The organism is Neolewinella lacunae (genome assembly GCF_014349155.1).
GTDB lineage: Bacteria > Bacteroidota > Bacteroidia > Chitinophagales > Saprospiraceae > Neolewinella > Neolewinella lacunae.
In genome coordinates this window covers 111,266-126,836 of record NZ_JACSIT010000149.1, presented here as the reverse complement: position 1 = coordinate 126,836, position 15,571 = coordinate 111,266, and the positions used below count along the sequence as shown (strand labels likewise).

The window sequence follows — 15,571 nt, the reverse complement described above, 5'->3', positions numbered from 1 at the left end:
TGGTAAGTCCCGTTCGGCAGGTTCGGGAAGAAGTAGCTGCCGTCGGCGTCCGTTACATCACTGCCCACCAGGGTTTCCGGCGTACCGTCACCGTCGGCATCAACGTACAATTCGACTACTACGCCAGGAGCTGCTACATCGTTGGGGCCATCTTGCTGTCCGTTGCCATTCATATCGTAGAAGACCGTGCTACCTACGCTGTTCGTGGGGATGAAGCCGAAGTCAACGGTCATATTGCCGTTGCCATCCGTCTGCGGAGCCGTGTCATCCTGCTCGCCGCCCTGGCCAGCCTCGTCGCCGCCCTGGGGCTCCGTGCCGGGAACCAAGGTCACTACGCCAGAAAGTGATTCCTGGCCAGTCGCCGTAGTGGCACTGCCATCACTGTTGCCGTCCGTGTCATCGTTCGGGGTCGTGCTGACGGCGGCACCCGTAGAGGATACCGGTGAGCCAGCCAACGCAATGGCTCCCACCTGGTAGTTACCAGGGGCCAGGTTACCGAAGAAGTAGTTGCCGTCGGCGTCCGTGGTCGTCGTCTCGATCAGGACAGGAGCCGTTGCCGGATTGTTGTCCGCATCGAAGTACAGGTTCACCGTGACACCGGCGATGCCGTATTCCAGCGGGTTAGCCAGGTCCTGGTCACCGCTGTTGTCTGCGTCGTAGAACACCGTGGAGCCGATGCTCATCATGGGAACGAAACCAAAGTCGTAGGTCATGTTACCGTTCGCATCAGGGAAGCCAGCGTCAACATCCTGATCACCTCCTTGGCCAGGTTCGTCAGTGGGTTGAATTCCCGCCGTCAGGGTGAACACTGGTGAAGTGGTGGGGGCACCCGCAGCCCCCTGAATACCGTTGTCGTTCCCTTCGCCCGTGGGGGTGGTGGTGGAGCTGAGTTCAGCACCACCGGGCGCGGTGGGGATTACCAACTGGTAGTCTCCATCCGGCAGGTTGCCAAAGAAGTAATTGCCTTCATTATCCGTAGTAGTAGTTCCTACCAGTGTTTCAGCGCTACCGTTGTTATCAAGGTCGGCGAACAACTGAACAGTCACTCCTGGAATACCAACCTCAGAAGGACCCGCTTGGATACCATCGTCGTTCATATCATAGAAGACCGTCGAGCCCACACTTCCCGTGGGGACGAAGCCAAAGTCCACCGTCATATTGCCATTTATATCGTCGGCATCATCCTGGGATCCACCCTGGAAAGTTTCTGCCGCCATACCTGGCTCCATATTATAGGTTAGCGTAACAGTACCACTGCTGGCGTACTGTCCGGCCGTAGTGGTAGCAGAACCGTCGCTGTTGCCGTCCACATCGTCATTGGGGTCGGTACTTACCGCCGCACCCGTAGAAGAGATGGGCGCTTCGGTACCAGCTACCGCAGCGACTAGGTAGGAGCCCGGAGGAAGGTTTTCAAAAAGGTAATTACCCTCGGCATCCGTCATCGTACTGGCAATGGGCGTGTCCGTTCCCGGAACGTCCCCAGCTGCGTACAACTCAACGGTGATGCCAGCGATGCCACCCTCCAGTGGGTTGGCAAGATCTTGGTCACCACTGTTGTCTACATCATAAAAGACGGTAGAGCCAAGGCTCATCGCAGGTGCAAATCCAAAATCCACCGTCATGTCGCCGTTGGCGTCATCATCGCTGGTGCTGGTGGCAGTGACCACATTATCATCCTGGGTGCTGCCCTGGCCAGCCTCGTCGGGCCCCACCGGTTCCGTTTGGGCGGTCAGCGTAATGACGGGGCTGGAAACCGATCCGCCCGGCAGCAGTTGGATACCGCTGTCCATATCGTCTCCAGTAGCATCTGTCGGCGCTACGGGGTCAGTTGAGCTAAGTGGGAAACCAGTAGGCGTCGATGGAATAACCACTATGTACATCCCTTCAGGCAGGCCTCCGAAAAAGTAATCACCCGCCGGAGTAGTCGTCGTAGTACCCACCAGCACATCGGGGGTGCCAGCTAAAGAGGCCGTATACAACTGCACGGTAATACCACCAATGCCCAGCTCGCCCGCTCCGGGTTCAAACATCGCGTCATCATCCAGATCGGTAAACACCGTAGAGCCAATGCTCATACAGTTCACCGGGACCGTAATCGGGGGGTCGGTGTTACAGACCGTATAACAGGCACCATCCAACGGGCTATCACCCTGGGTAGCGTTGACGCCATCGAGTACCGGAGCAAAAGCCTCGCCGGGAATCAGAAATTCATCCAGGGGCTCCGTATCCCGGTAGTTCACCGCGTATACCTGAAAAACATCACTGGGCAAGCCCGTGAACAGACCCGTGAGGTTCGACTGAACAATAAAACCAGCCGCATCCACCAAAACGTAGGCTTGCACCTGCCCACTCGTACCACCTGCCATGAAGGTGCCCGGAGCAGACTGCGCCAGAATCGCCCCAGACGGCACACTGGGGTCCGTAGTCAGCATGCAGAAACCGCCGGAGGCCTGCCCGCCATCCGGACGGACACCACAGAGAATTTCCGGGACTTCCTCAAAGCCCAGCGGGCCACCGTTTGCTACGTCCAAAGCTTCCACCACCTGGACCGCGCCCCCTACCCCACTGTGGGAGTAAGGACCAAAGATCAGCGGCGAAGGATTCGCTGGGTCAAACGTCAACGTGACCCCAGCAATACTCACCTGGAAGGTGGTCGGCAGGGCACCCGTCGGGTTAGTAACGTTAGTCACCTCAATGAAATAGGTATTCTCCGTTGCGGCTACACCCGCCGCCCCAGTACAACTGGCCGACGCCGTAATCGAAACTTGTGCAGCGAGCGGCTGACCAAGACACAGGGCAAAAAACAGGAACAGGAAAGCACCCCAATTACTGCTGAATAGAGAAAAGTTATTTTTCATGAGTAGTCGATTACTAGGATTCGGAGATCCGTGAGGCAAAGAAAAAATCGATATATTTTTCAGAACTAGACCGGGCGAACCAGACGAAGAAAACCGCTCTCCGGTGCGGAAAGACGGCAGAAATTCCCTGTCAATTGGGGATACGAGGTACAGTGGTAGCTTGTCGCCAGGTAAGGACCTTGCAGGTCCCGGAGTCTATTTTTCATAAGAGATTGTAAAAAAATCCTACAGCCTAGGCGGGCAGTAGTTTCAAGTTGAAACCTAAAAACGAACAGAAAAGCCGGGAAAAGGAAACAGGACAGAATGCGCGTGAGCACCCTTAGATGAACTGCGCATCAGTACCCTCATTCACTAAGACTATGATCTATTTTAGGTCTGAACATGAGAAAAAACAAGAACAACCGCCCCAAATCACTTAGGCGGCGTGACAAATATAGGGTGAGTACATAACAAGGTGTATCACTTGGCTATTTTTTCTTTAAAATGTGTACGTTAAAACACGCTTGAGTCTGGTTGCAAGGCTTGCTGCGCTTCCCCTCATTCACCCATTTACCTGCTCCAGGAGGCGACGCAAACTGGCGTAAAGCTGCCCTGGGTCCGCCAAAACTTCCCCAATGCTGCGCCACTCAGCCCGTTCAATATCTTCCTCCGCCTGCGGGGTTAGAGCCGTCCCGGCGCTCGTCATCCGGAACCAGTAAGTGGGCTTGAGGATTCGTTTTTCCTTGCCATTACGGTAGGTGTGGTAGGTAGTAGGGAGTGCCTCGCCCAGCTCGAGTTGCTGCAAGCCAGTCTCTTCGGACACCTCCCGGATTGCGGCCTGCGGGGGCGTCTCGCCAGGGTCAATTTTTCCCTTCGGCAAATCCCAGGAGCCCCGGCGGAAGATGAAAAGATGCTGATCCGTCTGGGCTTGGCGGACCAGGCCACCGGCGGCGGGCACCCAACGAAAGTGAGTCTGCAGGTCTTGCCAGAGTTGCTCCACATCCGGTGCCACCAAGGCCACCGAGGTCACTTTCGGGCTCGCCTTTTCCAGCATGTCCACGTACTGCAGGATGGTCCGGGGTTTACCGGAATACTGGGCGAGCAGGTGAGTTGCCGGGTCGGGAACGTGCAGGGCGCTGCCGCAGGTGCGGTGTTCCGCCTGGGAGAGCAAGGTAAGGGGACGGTCGTTAACGTAGATTTCGTACATTTGCGGCGCTTTTCAGGGCGGGTCGCAAGTTAGGAGGCTTTTCCGGCAATCCTGACCCAACCCACCAAAAGTTTCTATTTGAACCAACGAGCTTATGTCTACCGCCAGCCTGATTGCCCGCCGCCTACTGGAAGCCGGGGCCGTAAAACTACAGCCTTCGGAACCCTTCACCTGGGCGAGCGGGTTGCGTTCCCCCATCTACTGCGATAACCGGGTTTTGCTTTCTTATCCTACCGTGCGGACCGAAGTGGTGGCTGGCCTGGTAGAACTCGCTGGGCAGTTTCCCGGTATTGAAGGCATTGCGGGAGTCGCTACGGCCGGCATCCCCCACGGCGCACTGTTGGCCGACCGCCTGGGGCTCCCCTTCGTTTACATCCGTTCCAAAGCGAAGGAACACGGACAGCAAAACCAAATTGAAGGCCGAATCGAGCCCGGACAGCGTTACCTGGTGGTGGAAGACCTGATCTCCACCGGCGGTTCGGCGCTGCAGGCCATTGCCGCCCTGCGCGCTGCCGGAGGAGAGGCCATCGGGGCCCTCGCCATTTTCAGCTACGAGTTCCCGGCCGCCGTACGCGCCTTCGAGCAGGCAGACGTCCCCCTGGCCACCCTGAGCAACTACAGCAGCCTCCTGGCCGAGGCCGCCCGCGAAGGACAAATTGCCAAGGCCGAAGCTGAGGCGCTCACCGAGTGGGCCAGCGATCCCCGCGCCTGGAGCGATGCCTTCTCCGCCGCACGCCAAGCCTGAGCGTACCCTCCCCCGCTCTCCCCCTTTGGGGGTTGGGGGGAGTCTTCTCCCCGGCACCTGCGGCCGCGCCCAATTGCTCGCACCGGACCCGCCATTTTTCATCCTTATTACTCCGTGGCAAAAGTTTACCTTGCCCATTCATGCGCCCCTAGCACACTAATATGATTACCAAAGCGTCGGAAACCTTTCTTCACCAGTACCTCAATAATGCTTCCCCCACGGGGTTTGAAGCGGCCGGTCAGAAACTGTGGCTGGAGTACATCCGCCCCTTCGTCGATGAAGTAGGGTTGGACACCTACGGCACGGCCTACGGCGTCATCAACCCGGGTCAGGATTACCGCGTGGTGATCGAAGGACACGCTGACGAGATCAGCTGGTTTGTCCACTACATCAGCGACAACGGTTTCATCAGCGTCATCCGCAACGGCGGCAGTGACCACCAGATTGCGCCCTCCAAGCGCGTGCTCATCCACGGAGACAAGGGCCCCGTACGCGGCGTCTTCGGCTGGCCCGCCATCCATACCCGCCGGGGAGAGGAGTCTAAACTGGTCCCCCAGATTGAGAATATCTTCATTGACGTGGGCGCCAACACCAAGGATGAAGTGCTCGCTATGGGCATTCACGTGGGCTCCGTCATTACTTACCCCGACGAGCTGGAGGTGATCAACGACCGCTACTACTGCGGCCGCGCCCTCGATAACCGCATGGGGGGATTCTGCATCGCGGAAGTGGCCCGCCTGATCAGGGAAAACAACATCGACCTAGGCTATACCTTATATATAGTCAACTCCGTACAGGAGGAAGTTGGCCTGCGTGGTGCCGAAATGATTGCCCAGCGCATCAAGCCCCACGTGGCGATCGTCACTGACGTCACCCACGATACGGGCACGCCCCTGCTGAGCAAAAAGAAAGAGGGCGACATCAAGGCCGGGGGCGGCCCCAGCGTAACTTACGCTCCGGCGGTCCACAACAAGTTGCTGAAGATGATCATCGATACGGCGGCGGCCAAAGAGATCACCATCCAGCGCGAAGCCAGCAGCCGGGCAACGGGTACGGATACCGATGCGTTCGCTTATTCCAACGGCGGAGTGGCCTCGGCCCTCATCAGTCTGCCCCTGCGGTACATGCACACCACCGTGGAGATGGCCCACAAAGACGACGTCGAAAACGTCATCAAGCTGATCTACGAAACCTTGCAAGTGATTGAGCCTGGCATGAGTTTCAAGTACTTCGACGTTTAGCCGCAGGCGGGTGGCGAAGCAAAACGGAGCATCGGTCTTCGGCCGCTGGCTGCGCCGCCGGGGGAACGGTGTTTTTTACTGGCTTTTTTACGGTCACCTCTGGATTGCCCTGGCCGCTGCAGGACTTACCTGGCTGAGTTTGCACCGCTCGTTCGGGGCGGAACATGCGTCGGGCTACCCCGTCGTTTGCACGGTGGTCTTCTGCGCTACCCTGGGCGTGTATACGTTGCACCGCTACCTGAGTTTTTTTCGGGCGAAGCAGTTGCTGACCGCCCGCCGGTATGGTCTGGTCCGGCGGCATCCGCAGATTTGTCTGCTGGTGGGAGCGGGCAGTTTGGCCCTGGCGCTGGTACTGGGTGCGGATGATTACGCAGCGGCCTGGCCCTGGTTGCTGTTGGCCTTGCCGATGACGGTGTTTTACCTGACGCCTCCCTGGCCGGGCTGGCGGCGATTGCGGGACTTGCCCTACGTCAAAGTAATCTGGGTAGCGGGAGCCTGGGCGATCATGACCGTGGCCTTGCCCGGTGCGGTATTGGCAACCGTGGCGGGGAGGGAGCAAACTGAGGCCATGCTCTCGGGTCAGTTTGGCCTGGAGTTTCTCGTGCGCTTTCTCTTTGTCCTGGCCGTAGCGCTCTTGTTTGACCTGCGGGACGTGGAACTGGACCGGGCGCAGGGGGTGCGGACGGTGGCCAATGCCGCACCGGGCGTCCACCGTTGGCTGACGTACGGGGCGCTGACGGCCAGTGGCGTCCTTGGCCTGCTTACGGGGTTGCCCCGGGTGGCTGATCTGGTCCTGGGCCTGGTTTACCTGGCGATGCTACCGGTGGCCCGGCTTACCTACGCCCGGGTCAGCGAAGACTGGTACGCAGTGGTAGTGAACGGCCTTTTGCTGGCACCGCCCGTCGTCTACGCACTTTGCCTGCAGTTGGGTATTGCCGGCTAACAATAAGCGCCTGAATAAATGTACCTTTGCGGGCGCTAAGCCTATGAGTGATCTACTGGAGCAAATTGATGAGCGCCGCCTGCCGCACCACGTTGGGGTGATCATGGACGGAAACGGCCGCTGGGCCCAGGGCCAAGGTAAGCCACGGGTCTTTGGCCACCACAGTGCCGTGGAAGCCGTACGCGCTACGGTGGAAGGCTGTGCAGAGCTGGGCATCGACTGCCTTTCCTTGTACGCTTTCAGCACCGAAAACTGGAGCCGCCCCGAAGTGGAAGTCGGTGCCCTGATGCAGTTGCTGGTGGACACGATCGGCTCGGAGATGGAAACTTTGCTGAAAAACGACATTCGCCTGCGGGCGGTGGGGGACGTCAGCCAGCTTCCCGAGGCAACCCGCAATGCGCTGGCCTACGGCATTGCCCAAACGGCCGGAAACAAGGGGATGCAATTGATCCTGGCGCTCAACTACAGTGGGAAGTGGGACCTGACGCAGGCCGTCCGGCAAATCGGTACGGAAATCGCCAACGGCCAACTCGATCCTGCTTTGATCGACGAGCAGGCCATCAGCTTCCGGCTGAGTACCCACGAATTCCCCGACCCCGAACTCATCATCCGCACCAGCGGCGAGCACCGCCTGAGCAACTTCTTTCTGTGGCAGGCGGCCTACGCCGAGTTCTACTTCAGTCCCGTCTTCTGGCCCGAGTTCCGTAAACCAGATCTCTACGCTGCGCTGCTGGACTTTCAGCACCGGGAACGCCGCTTCGGCAAAACCAGCGACCAACTCACCTGACCCAACCAACCAAGTGCCTCCAGGCATTGTCTTTTATCCCGTCCTGGCTTCGGTCAGGCTGCCCCTGCCTCTTCTCGACTCCCTGCCGGGGCCCGCAAACCAAGCGACGAATGAAACTACGCATTTTACTCCTGTCCTTTTTTACCTTGTTGTTGGCCGCCACGGCCACGGCACAGACGGATTCGCTCAACCTGCCCGTATTCGATTACGGTACCCCCCAGGAGTACGAAATCGGGGCCATCACGGTAGTTGGTGCCTTTTTCGCAGAGCAGAACGCCGTCATCGGAGTCACTGGCCTGGAGGTGGGCAAAAAAATTCGCATTCCCGGGCCAGACATTCCCCGCGCGATCAAAAATCTTTGGCGCCTGCGCTTGTTCACCAACGTCTCCATCGAGCAGGAGAAAACCATTGGTGATGTGATCTTTCTGGTCATCCGCGTTGAGGAGCGGCCCCGCTTTTTGCGCCACAGCTACGAGGGCGTCAAACAGGGTTACCACGAAGACCTGAATGAGGTGATCAACACCTTCATCGTCCGTGGCGGCATCGTTACCGAAGACGCGAAAGTCAACGCCGCCGAAGGGGTAAGGGAATTTTTCGTGGAAAAAGGCTACCTCGATACCCGCGTGCAGGTGGAAGAAATCAACGACACCAGCCGCGCCAATTCGGTACGCCTCGTTTTTGACGTTGACCGCGGCGAGCGCGTCAAAATCGAAGAAATCAATTTCATTGGCAACGAGGCCATTAAGGACAAGAAGCTGCGCAAAAAGATGAAGGAAACGAGCCAGAAGGGCCGCTTCCTGAAGAGCTCTAAATTCCGCCCCGAAGAATACGCCACGGATAAGGAAAGTGTAATTGCCTACTACAACACCGAAGGTTATCGTGATGCCCGGGTGCTGCGCGACAGCGTCTACCGCAACGAAGAGGGCGAGCTCATCGTCGACATCTACCTCAACGAGGGCAACCAGTACTACTTCCGCAACATCACCTGGAAGGGGAACTCCATTTACGATGATGCCACCCTGAGCCAGGTGCTGGCCATCGAAAAAGGCGACGTCTTCAACGAGGAGGAACTGCAAAGCCGCCTGAGCTTTAGCCAGGACAACGCCGATGTGTCTTCCCTTTACATGGACAATGGCTACCTCTTTTTCAACGTCGACCCCATCGAGGTGGCCATCGAAGGGGATTCCATTGACGTGGAGATGCGCATCTTTGAGGGCCCCCAGGCCACCATCGATAAGGTGACCATTGAGGGCAACGACCGTACCCACGAGCACGTCATCCGCCGCGAAGTGTTCACCCGCCCGGGGCAGAAGTTCAGCCGTTCGGACATCATCCGCAGCCAGCGGCAGATCATCGGCCTGGGCTACTTCAACCAGGAAACCCTGGGCATTGATACGCCAGTGAACCCGGATCGTGGCACGGTAGACATCAAGTACACCGTGGAGGAAAAGCCCAGCGACCAGCTTGAACTCAGCGCGGGCTGGGGAGGACGCCAGGGCATCATTGGCACGCTGGGGGTAACCTTCAATAACTTCAGCCTCCGGAATCTCTTCAACAAGGAAGCCTGGCACCCCCTGCCCCAGGGAGACGGGCAGCGCCTCTCGCTCCGCGCCCAAACCAACGGCCGCTTCTTCCAGAGTTACAACGCCAGCCTGACCGAACCCTGGCTCGGCGGCAAGCGCCCGACCTCCCTGACGGTTTCCGGTTTCTACAACAAGTACGATCTGGGCACCTCCACCGTTCCCCGCAAACTCATCATCCAGCAGGGCGCCGTCAGCTTCGGCACCCGCCTGCGTTGGCCCGATGACAACTTCGTACTCCGCGGCGGCCTCAACCTGCAAAAGCTGATCCTCGACCAGTGGGGGCAGTTGTTTACCACCGACGATGGCATCCCCGTAACCACCGGCCGCTTCAACAACTTCAGCTTCCAGTTTACCCTGGCGCGTACCACGGCTACCGACCCCATCTTCCCCAAGCAGGGCTCCAACATCGAACTTACCGTCAAGCTCACCCCACCCTACCGCAGCCTGGGCCTGGTCGACGACGATCCGGAGAAACTCTCCGACATCCAGGAACGCTTCCGTTATCTCGAATACCACAAGTGGCGCCTTAATGCCGACTGGTACACGCCCATCGTTGGTAAACTGGTCCTCAAAACCCAGGCCAAAATCGGCTTCCTCGGGGCTTACGACAACGACATCGGCGTGGCACCATTCGAACGCTTCCAGTTGGGCGGAGACGGCATCAACAACCAGCAGTTCCAGTTTGCTGGCGTAGACATCATCAGCCTGCGGGGCTACGAAACCACTGACCTGCCCAACAACGCCATCAACGTCAACGGGGGCAGCCGGGAAGTGGCCACGCCCATCTTCAGCAAGTACACCATGGAGCTCCGCTACCCGCTCAGCCTCAACCCCTCCAGCACCATCTTCGTGCTGGCCTTCGCCCAGGGGGGCAACGCCTGGAGAAACGCCCGCGACTTCAACCCCTTCGACCTCAGGCGCTCCGTCGGCTTCGGTGCCCGCGTGTTCCTGCCCATGTTCGGTACGCTGGGCTTCGACTGGGGATACGGATTCGACAAAGACCTGGACGCCAATCCGCAGGCCAAGCCATCGACGTTCAACATCATCCTGGGCTTCGAGCCGGAATAAGGCCGGGTAGCCCATCAGCGCAACAAAAAACGCTCCCGTTGAATTGCTTCAACGGGAGCGTTTTTTATGCGCCAGCGGTTCTAAGCTATTGTTGAACCACCAAAAGCCGGGCCGTACTTGAGGAGCGACGGCCCGGCTTCCGGGTAAAACGGTCCTTCGTTCCTAGCTATTCTACCCTGCTTTGCACCTGCGGCCGCGCAAATAAATACGCACGAACCCCCGGTTGCATCATTGCGCAAAAGGCGTTTACAGCGTCCCGCGCAATTCCTGTTCCCGCTCAATGGCCTCGAAGAGTGCCTTGAAGTTGCCCTTGCCGAAACTGGTGGCCCCTTTGCGCTGGATGATCTCGAAGAAGACCGTCGGCCGGGGCTGTACGGGCTTGGTGAAAATTTGCAGCAGGTAACCCTCGTCGTCGCGGTCCACCAGAATGCCCAACTCGCGCAGGGGTTCGAGGTCTTCATCGATGTGCCCGACGCGGTCGAGGAGCGTATCGTAGTAAGTGGTGGGCACCCGCAAAAACTCAATGCCGCGGTCGCGCAACGCCGTCACGGTGCTGACGATATCGTCGGTAGCCACCGCAATGTGCTGGATGCCGGGGCCGCCGTGGAACTCAAGGTATTCGTCGATTTGGCTCTTCTTCAGGCCGGGCGCGGGCTCGTTGATCGGGAATTTTACCCGTCCGTTGCCATTGCTCATCACCTTGCTCATCAGCGCCGTGTACTGGGTGCTGATGTCTTTGTCGTCAAAACTGATCAGTTGTTTGAAGCCCATTACGTCGGCGTACCAGTTCACCCACTTGTTCATCTCGCCCAGGGCGACGTTGCTCACCATGTGGTCAATGAATTTGAGGCCGACGGGGGCGGGGCGGTAGCTGGGGCTCCAGGCCTGGTAGCCGGGCAGGAATGGACCGTTGTAGTTTTTGCGCTCGACGAATTCGTGAACCGTATCGCCGAAGCTTTGGATGCGGGCGCGGACGCAGGTGCCGTGCTCGTCTTCCGAAGAGTAGGGTTCCTGCACGGGCTCGGCTCCGCGTTCAACGGCGGTATGGAAGGCCTTTGCGGCGTCATCCACCCACAGGGCAACGCAACGGACGGTATCCCCGTGCTGGTCGTGCAGCCTGCCAATCTCCGTGCCCCCGCGCAAGGGGCTGGTGAGCACCAGGCGGATCTTGTCTTGCACCACCACGTAGCTTTCACGGTCTTTCACCCCCGTACTCAGGCCAGCGTAGGCCAGGGGCTGAAAACCCATGGCAGACTGGTAATACAGCGCGGCCTGGCGGGAATTGCCAACGAAAAGTTCAACGTAGTCCGTCCCCAGCAAGGGAAAAGTATCTTCTTGAACGGGGGCAGACGCAGCGGGAGCGGAAGTCAGGGTAGACATGATTATTTTTTTTGTTGTCTCTGCAACTATTGCATATGCAAATATAATGCCTTTTTCGCTCCCCCGCAAACTTCTTTGCCCCAATTTCCACTTCTCCGAGGGGATTTGGGAAAAAACGCAGGGCCACCGGCTTGCGTCGGCGGCCCTGCGGCGTAGTGCCGGTCTAACCTTCGCTAGAAAGTCCGGGAGTAAGTAAGGAGCAGCTGCTGGGTGATGCTGACGCGTTTGCCGAGGCCGCGTACGCCGTTTGGCTCGTCGTAATCGGTAATTTGTACCAGCACGTCGTCGTCGTAAAAGACGTTGAGGAGCAGATTGAGCTGGAAGTTTTTGAACAGCTCGTAGCCCAGGGCATTGACCCAGTCGAGGTCGACGTTCTCGGGGTTGCGCAGGTAGTTGGTGTAGAGGTTGAGGGTGCTGGTGAAGGTGGCCTTATCGGAAGCGAACTTATCGGCGTACTTCATCTGGGCCAGGGCACCGAGTTGGGCGTCGACGTTTTCGAAGTCGGCGTAGATGCCATCTTCATTGGGGGTGCCGGAGACGGGGTTACCGTGTACCCCGCGGCTGGCGATGACGTCGTCGGCCACGATGATGAACTTGGAGGAGATGGGAGAGAAGAAGATTGAGAAATTCTCGTTGGCTTTGTAGTCGATACCCACGGAAAAGGTGAGGGTGGCGGGGGCGAGGAATTTGCTCAGGGGCGTCACTCCGCTGTCGACGAAGTCGGAGATAAAGTTGCCGGGGTAGAGGTCTGGAAACTGGTAGGTGGGGGTCACCTGACTGAGGAAGCCGGCGTTGGCCGTCCAGAACAATTTGCTGCTGTCGCTCGCCTGGATGCCGTACTTGGAGTTGAGGCGCAGTTCATCGATGGCTTTCTGGAAAGGGATACGGTCATCGCTGCCCTGGGCGATGATGCCCGTACCCAGGCGTTGCACCCCGAATTGCCACATGGCCGTACTTTCCCAGGAACGGCGGTCCATACGGTAGTTGGCAAAATAATTGGCCGCGCCACCAAAACCCAGGCGATTCTGGCCAGCACCCTGCTTGGGGTTGATCTGAAGCAGCTGAGAAAAATCCAGGCCCAGGCCAGCGCCCCGCTGCCAGCCCTGGGGCGGCGCTTCTTCCTGGGCGAATAAGCTGGCGGTCAGGCCCAGCGTACAGAGTAAGAGTAGCAATCGATTCATACAAAATAGTTTGTGCCACGCTTCCGGTGGGAAGCAAGCAATAAAAAATGATGGTTGATAAATTACGGGGCCGCCGGGGGGCCACGACGGGGTATTTAGCGGTTCCCGCTATTTTCCCCCTTCGTGGGGAGGCAGCGCGGGACCGACCTCACGGCGGCTGTGTATTTCAACGCCCGCAGTGGAAAGTTTGCTGAAGGGCACCACGAACTCGCTGTCTTCGGCCCGCAGAATGAGGTCGTGGTTATTGATGGTTACCACTTCTCCCCGCATGCCGTCAATGCTGATTTCGTCTCCCACCTTGATGCGGCCCCGGCTGTAAAAAGAAGCCAGGATGGAGCCCATCAGGTGCCGGCTGGCCAGGCCGTAGCCGATGGCAAAAGCGCCGGCAATGCCCGCCAGAAGAATGGAGATGTTGTCTTCCATAAACTCCGTCTGTAACTTGGCCTGCCGCAGGGCCAGCAGTACCACGTTGAGGAGAATAAAATAAAAGACCACGTTGGCAATCAGGTTCCCGGAGGTAATCCCCAGCGAACGGCAGGTCGTCACCAGTATTTTTTTAATGGCATCCGCCAGAAAAAGCCCTACCAACAACAAAATAAAGGCCGTGATGGCGCTGGGAATGTACTCGATGAGGTCTACCATCAGGTCGGAAATCATCCGCATGCCGAGGGCTTCCACCGCCGCCATGATGAAGACGATCAGGGTAAAATAATAAACGATGCCACCAACTATGGCGCTGGGGACCAGGCGGATGTTGGCCTTGCTCAGTAAATCGATGCTCATCAGCCGCTCCGCCAGGCGGTCAATGCCAATGGCCTGCAAAATCCCCCGGACTATCCGGGCCAAGGCCTTGGCCAAAATCCAACCCACCAAAAATATCACTACCGCCTTGATAAGGGCAGGAATGATTTCCAGGAGTTGCAGTGCTTGTAGTTTTAATACTTGAATGATGGATTCCATGGGTACTAGCGAATGATTTCATCCCGGTCTCCAGGGCCGGCCGGTTTGTCTTTACTGGGTGAGTTGGTGCTTTGGTCTTCGGCGTCGCGGATGGTGAAATACTCCGGGTTCGGCTCGATGGCTTCTCCGCCCAGCGTCACCGTCAGGGTATCCGCCAGGCGGGGAAAAAACAGCTCTACGATATCGGCGATGTAATGGGTGGCCTTTACGCGCGATTCCACTACTTCGCGTACCTTCTCTTGCCGTTCACTGACGAACAGTTGGATGTCTTGGTCCTGGAGTTGCAGAAAACTGTTCATATTATTTGATCGATGCCGCGAAAAGATCCTGGTGGATCCGTTTCGCCTTTTCTTTGGCGCGCATGATTTGCATTTTCACGGCCGACTCGTTCTTTCCAAACAGGTCGGCAATGTCTTTAATTTTCATCCCATCTTTGTACTTGAGCAGTAGGAGGGACCGATCGGCATCGCCTAATTTGCTGAGGACGGTGCGGAGTTCGTTGACCTGCATGGCGGCCAGTTCCGGGTCATCATCAACGTCAGCTTCCAGATCGGGTGGGTTCTCGAGTTCATCGGCAAACAGTTCCCGGCTACGCTTTTCCTTGCGGATTTTATCAATGCAAAAATTATAGGTCACGGAATAAACCCAGGTGGAGAACTTCGACTGCCCCTGAAATTTGCCGAGGTTCAGGAAAATCTTGGTAAAAATTTCCTGGGTGGCGTCTTGGGCCTCGTCCTGGTCCCGCAACATGGTCAAGGCCTTACTGTAGATCTTGGCGGCGTACCGGTCGTGCAGCAGGCGAAAACAAGTGGCGTGGCGCTTCTCCCGGTAGGCCAATATGATCTCTAAGTCCTCCATGGAGGGCTGGCAAGGTCCTTTCAGAAAAAATCGGGCCATTCTTAGGTAATTCCGGAAGGCTAATCCTGAAGGCTAACGAAGCTTTCGCTCCACCTGCCTGGCTTAACATTCCCTTGTGAGACGTTATGGTTTCCTTAAGGTCACGCAAGATAGGGACTAAAACGTAGTAACAAACAAAGCCCGGCGACGAAAGGGGGATCGCCGGGGGAGGAGACAGGGGTTTGGGGATGTTGCGTTGCAGGACGTCCACTGCTTCGTTGTCTGGTCCTGGCACCTGCGACCGCGCAAAAATGCGCCACCAGCCGCCGGTAATCCACTAACGGAGGGCCAGCCACTGCCGGCGCAGCATACGGCAGCTGCGTTCGCTGGCCCCGGCGTCTACGGCCAGCTGCATGTTTTGCAGGGCCCGTTGCATCATTTCGGCGGACCAGGTTCCGGGGGTACAGGGGCAGGCGATGGTGGCGTCTTCGAGGGCGACGTAATAGCGCAGGGTGGTGCATACGGGCGTTTGGCCCTGGCCAGCGCATTTTTCGGCCAGCCGCCGGGCCGGCCGCGGGTTGAAGGTACCGAGGGGATAATGCAAATGGTGGGCAGGCAGTTGTTCGTGCCCGAGGCTGCCGCTGCCGTCGCCGTGGATGCGCAAGAACCACCCCGAGTGGTCTTCGATTTCCACAAAGTCCAACTCCAGGGGCGGGTGACCGGGGGCAGACCGGCCGCAAGCGGCCACAAAAAGGAGAAGCACCAGCGCGGGAGGAAGAGGATTGGACATCGTGGCATAAAT

At 58.0% G+C, this 15,571-nt stretch carries 13 protein-coding genes; 5 read left to right on the top strand and 8 right to left on the bottom strand.

Features of this window, described 5'->3' with window-relative positions; genetic code table 11:
- A partial coding sequence (locus tag H9S92_RS18540; RefSeq protein WP_320055170.1) for an SdrD B-like domain-containing protein occupies positions 1-2,858 on the bottom strand: 2,858 nt, incomplete at its 3' end.
- Positions 2,859-3,399: 541 nt separating this feature from the next.
- Entirely contained in the window at positions 3,400-4,044 is a 645-nt protein-coding gene (locus tag H9S92_RS18535; protein WP_187468191.1) for an NUDIX hydrolase, read from the bottom strand.
- 94 nt (positions 4,045-4,138) lie between these two features.
- On the opposite strand from H9S92_RS18535, the gene pyrE reads away from it, so the two are divergent.
- The 5 genes from pyrE (at position 4,139) to H9S92_RS18510 (ending at position 10,411) form a co-directional block, all read left to right on the top strand.
- Positions 4,139-4,789, top strand: coding sequence for an orotate phosphoribosyltransferase (pyrE, locus tag H9S92_RS18530; protein WP_187468190.1), 651 nt, complete (start codon positions 4,139-4,141; stop codon positions 4,787-4,789).
- Positions 4,790-4,950: 161 nt separating this feature from the next.
- Positions 4,951-6,030: a M42 family metallopeptidase gene (locus H9S92_RS18525; protein ID WP_187468189.1), complete on the top strand. Its 1,080-nt coding sequence runs from the start codon at positions 4,951-4,953 to the stop codon at positions 6,028-6,030.
- A 10-nt stretch (positions 6,031-6,040) separates the two neighbouring features.
- A complete protein-coding gene (locus tag H9S92_RS18520; RefSeq protein ID WP_187468188.1) occupies positions 6,041-6,973 on the top strand; it encodes a UbiA prenyltransferase family protein in 933 nt (310 codons plus the stop codon).
- Positions 6,974-7,016: 43 nt separating this feature from the next.
- Entirely contained in the window at positions 7,017-7,760 is a 744-nt protein-coding gene (locus H9S92_RS18515; protein WP_187468187.1) for an isoprenyl transferase, read from the top strand.
- A gap of 110 nt (positions 7,761-7,870) precedes the next feature.
- Positions 7,871-10,411 (top strand): BamA/OMP85 family outer membrane protein, encoded by a 2,541-nt coding sequence (locus tag H9S92_RS18510; RefSeq protein WP_187468186.1) that lies wholly within the window; start codon positions 7,871-7,873, stop codon positions 10,409-10,411.
- A gap of 246 nt (positions 10,412-10,657) precedes the next feature.
- Here H9S92_RS18510 and hppD read toward each other — a convergent pair whose 3' ends face one another.
- The 6 genes from hppD to H9S92_RS18480 all read right to left on the bottom strand — a co-directional run bounded on the left by hppD (position 10,658) and on the right by H9S92_RS18480 (position 15,559).
- Positions 10,658-11,791: a 4-hydroxyphenylpyruvate dioxygenase gene (gene hppD, locus H9S92_RS18505; protein WP_187468185.1), complete on the bottom strand. Its 1,134-nt coding sequence runs from the start codon at positions 11,789-11,791 to the stop codon at positions 10,658-10,660.
- Positions 11,792-11,964: 173 nt separating this feature from the next.
- A complete protein-coding gene (locus tag H9S92_RS18500) occupies positions 11,965-12,972 on the bottom strand; it encodes a DUF3078 domain-containing protein (RefSeq protein WP_187468184.1) in 1,008 nt (335 codons plus the stop codon).
- Positions 12,973-13,080: 108 nt separating this feature from the next.
- Positions 13,081-13,932, bottom strand: a complete 852-nt coding sequence (locus H9S92_RS18495; RefSeq protein ID WP_187468183.1) for a mechanosensitive ion channel family protein — start codon at positions 13,930-13,932, stop codon at positions 13,081-13,083.
- A 5-nt stretch (positions 13,933-13,937) separates the two neighbouring features.
- Complete coding sequence (locus H9S92_RS18490) at positions 13,938-14,231, bottom strand: hypothetical protein (protein ID WP_187468182.1); 294 nt, start codon at positions 14,229-14,231, stop codon at positions 13,938-13,940.
- A gap of 1 nt (position 14,232) precedes the next feature.
- The gene (locus H9S92_RS18485; protein ID WP_246463983.1) at positions 14,233-14,829 is read right to left on the bottom strand and encodes an RNA polymerase sigma factor; all 597 of its coding nucleotides are present in this window, start codon (positions 14,827-14,829) and stop codon (positions 14,233-14,235) included.
- 277 nt (positions 14,830-15,106) lie between these two features.
- Positions 15,107-15,559: a hypothetical protein gene (locus tag H9S92_RS18480; protein ID WP_187468181.1), complete on the bottom strand. Its 453-nt coding sequence runs from the start codon at positions 15,557-15,559 to the stop codon at positions 15,107-15,109.
- Positions 15,560-15,571 lie beyond the last annotated feature (12 nt).

Coding starts and splice junctions, on each gene's coding strand:
- H9S92_RS18535 (WP_187468191.1), bottom strand. CDS start 4,044: ATGTACGAAATCTACGTTAACGACCGTCCCCTTACCTTGCTCTCCCAG.
- pyrE (WP_187468190.1), top strand. CDS start 4,139: ATGTCTACCGCCAGCCTGATTGCCCGCCGCCTACTGGAAGCCGGGGCC.
- H9S92_RS18525 (WP_187468189.1), top strand. CDS start 4,951: ATGATTACCAAAGCGTCGGAAACCTTTCTTCACCAGTACCTCAATAAT.
- H9S92_RS18515 (WP_187468187.1), top strand. CDS start 7,017: ATGAGTGATCTACTGGAGCAAATTGATGAGCGCCGCCTGCCGCACCAC.
- H9S92_RS18510 (WP_187468186.1), top strand. CDS start 7,871: ATGAAACTACGCATTTTACTCCTGTCCTTTTTTACCTTGTTGTTGGCC.
- hppD (WP_187468185.1), bottom strand. CDS start 11,791: ATGTCTACCCTGACTTCCGCTCCCGCTGCGTCTGCCCCCGTTCAAGAA.
- H9S92_RS18500 (WP_187468184.1), bottom strand. CDS start 12,972: ATGAATCGATTGCTACTCTTACTCTGTACGCTGGGCCTGACCGCCAGC.
- H9S92_RS18495 (WP_187468183.1), bottom strand. CDS start 13,932: ATGGAATCCATCATTCAAGTATTAAAACTACAAGCACTGCAACTCCTG.
- H9S92_RS18490 (WP_187468182.1), bottom strand. CDS start 14,231: ATGAACAGTTTTCTGCAACTCCAGGACCAAGACATCCAACTGTTCGTC.
- H9S92_RS18485 (WP_246463983.1), bottom strand. CDS start 14,829: ATGGCCCGATTTTTTCTGAAAGGACCTTGCCAGCCCTCCATGGAGGAC.
- H9S92_RS18480 (WP_187468181.1), bottom strand. CDS start 15,559: ATGTCCAATCCTCTTCCTCCCGCGCTGGTGCTTCTCCTTTTTGTGGCC.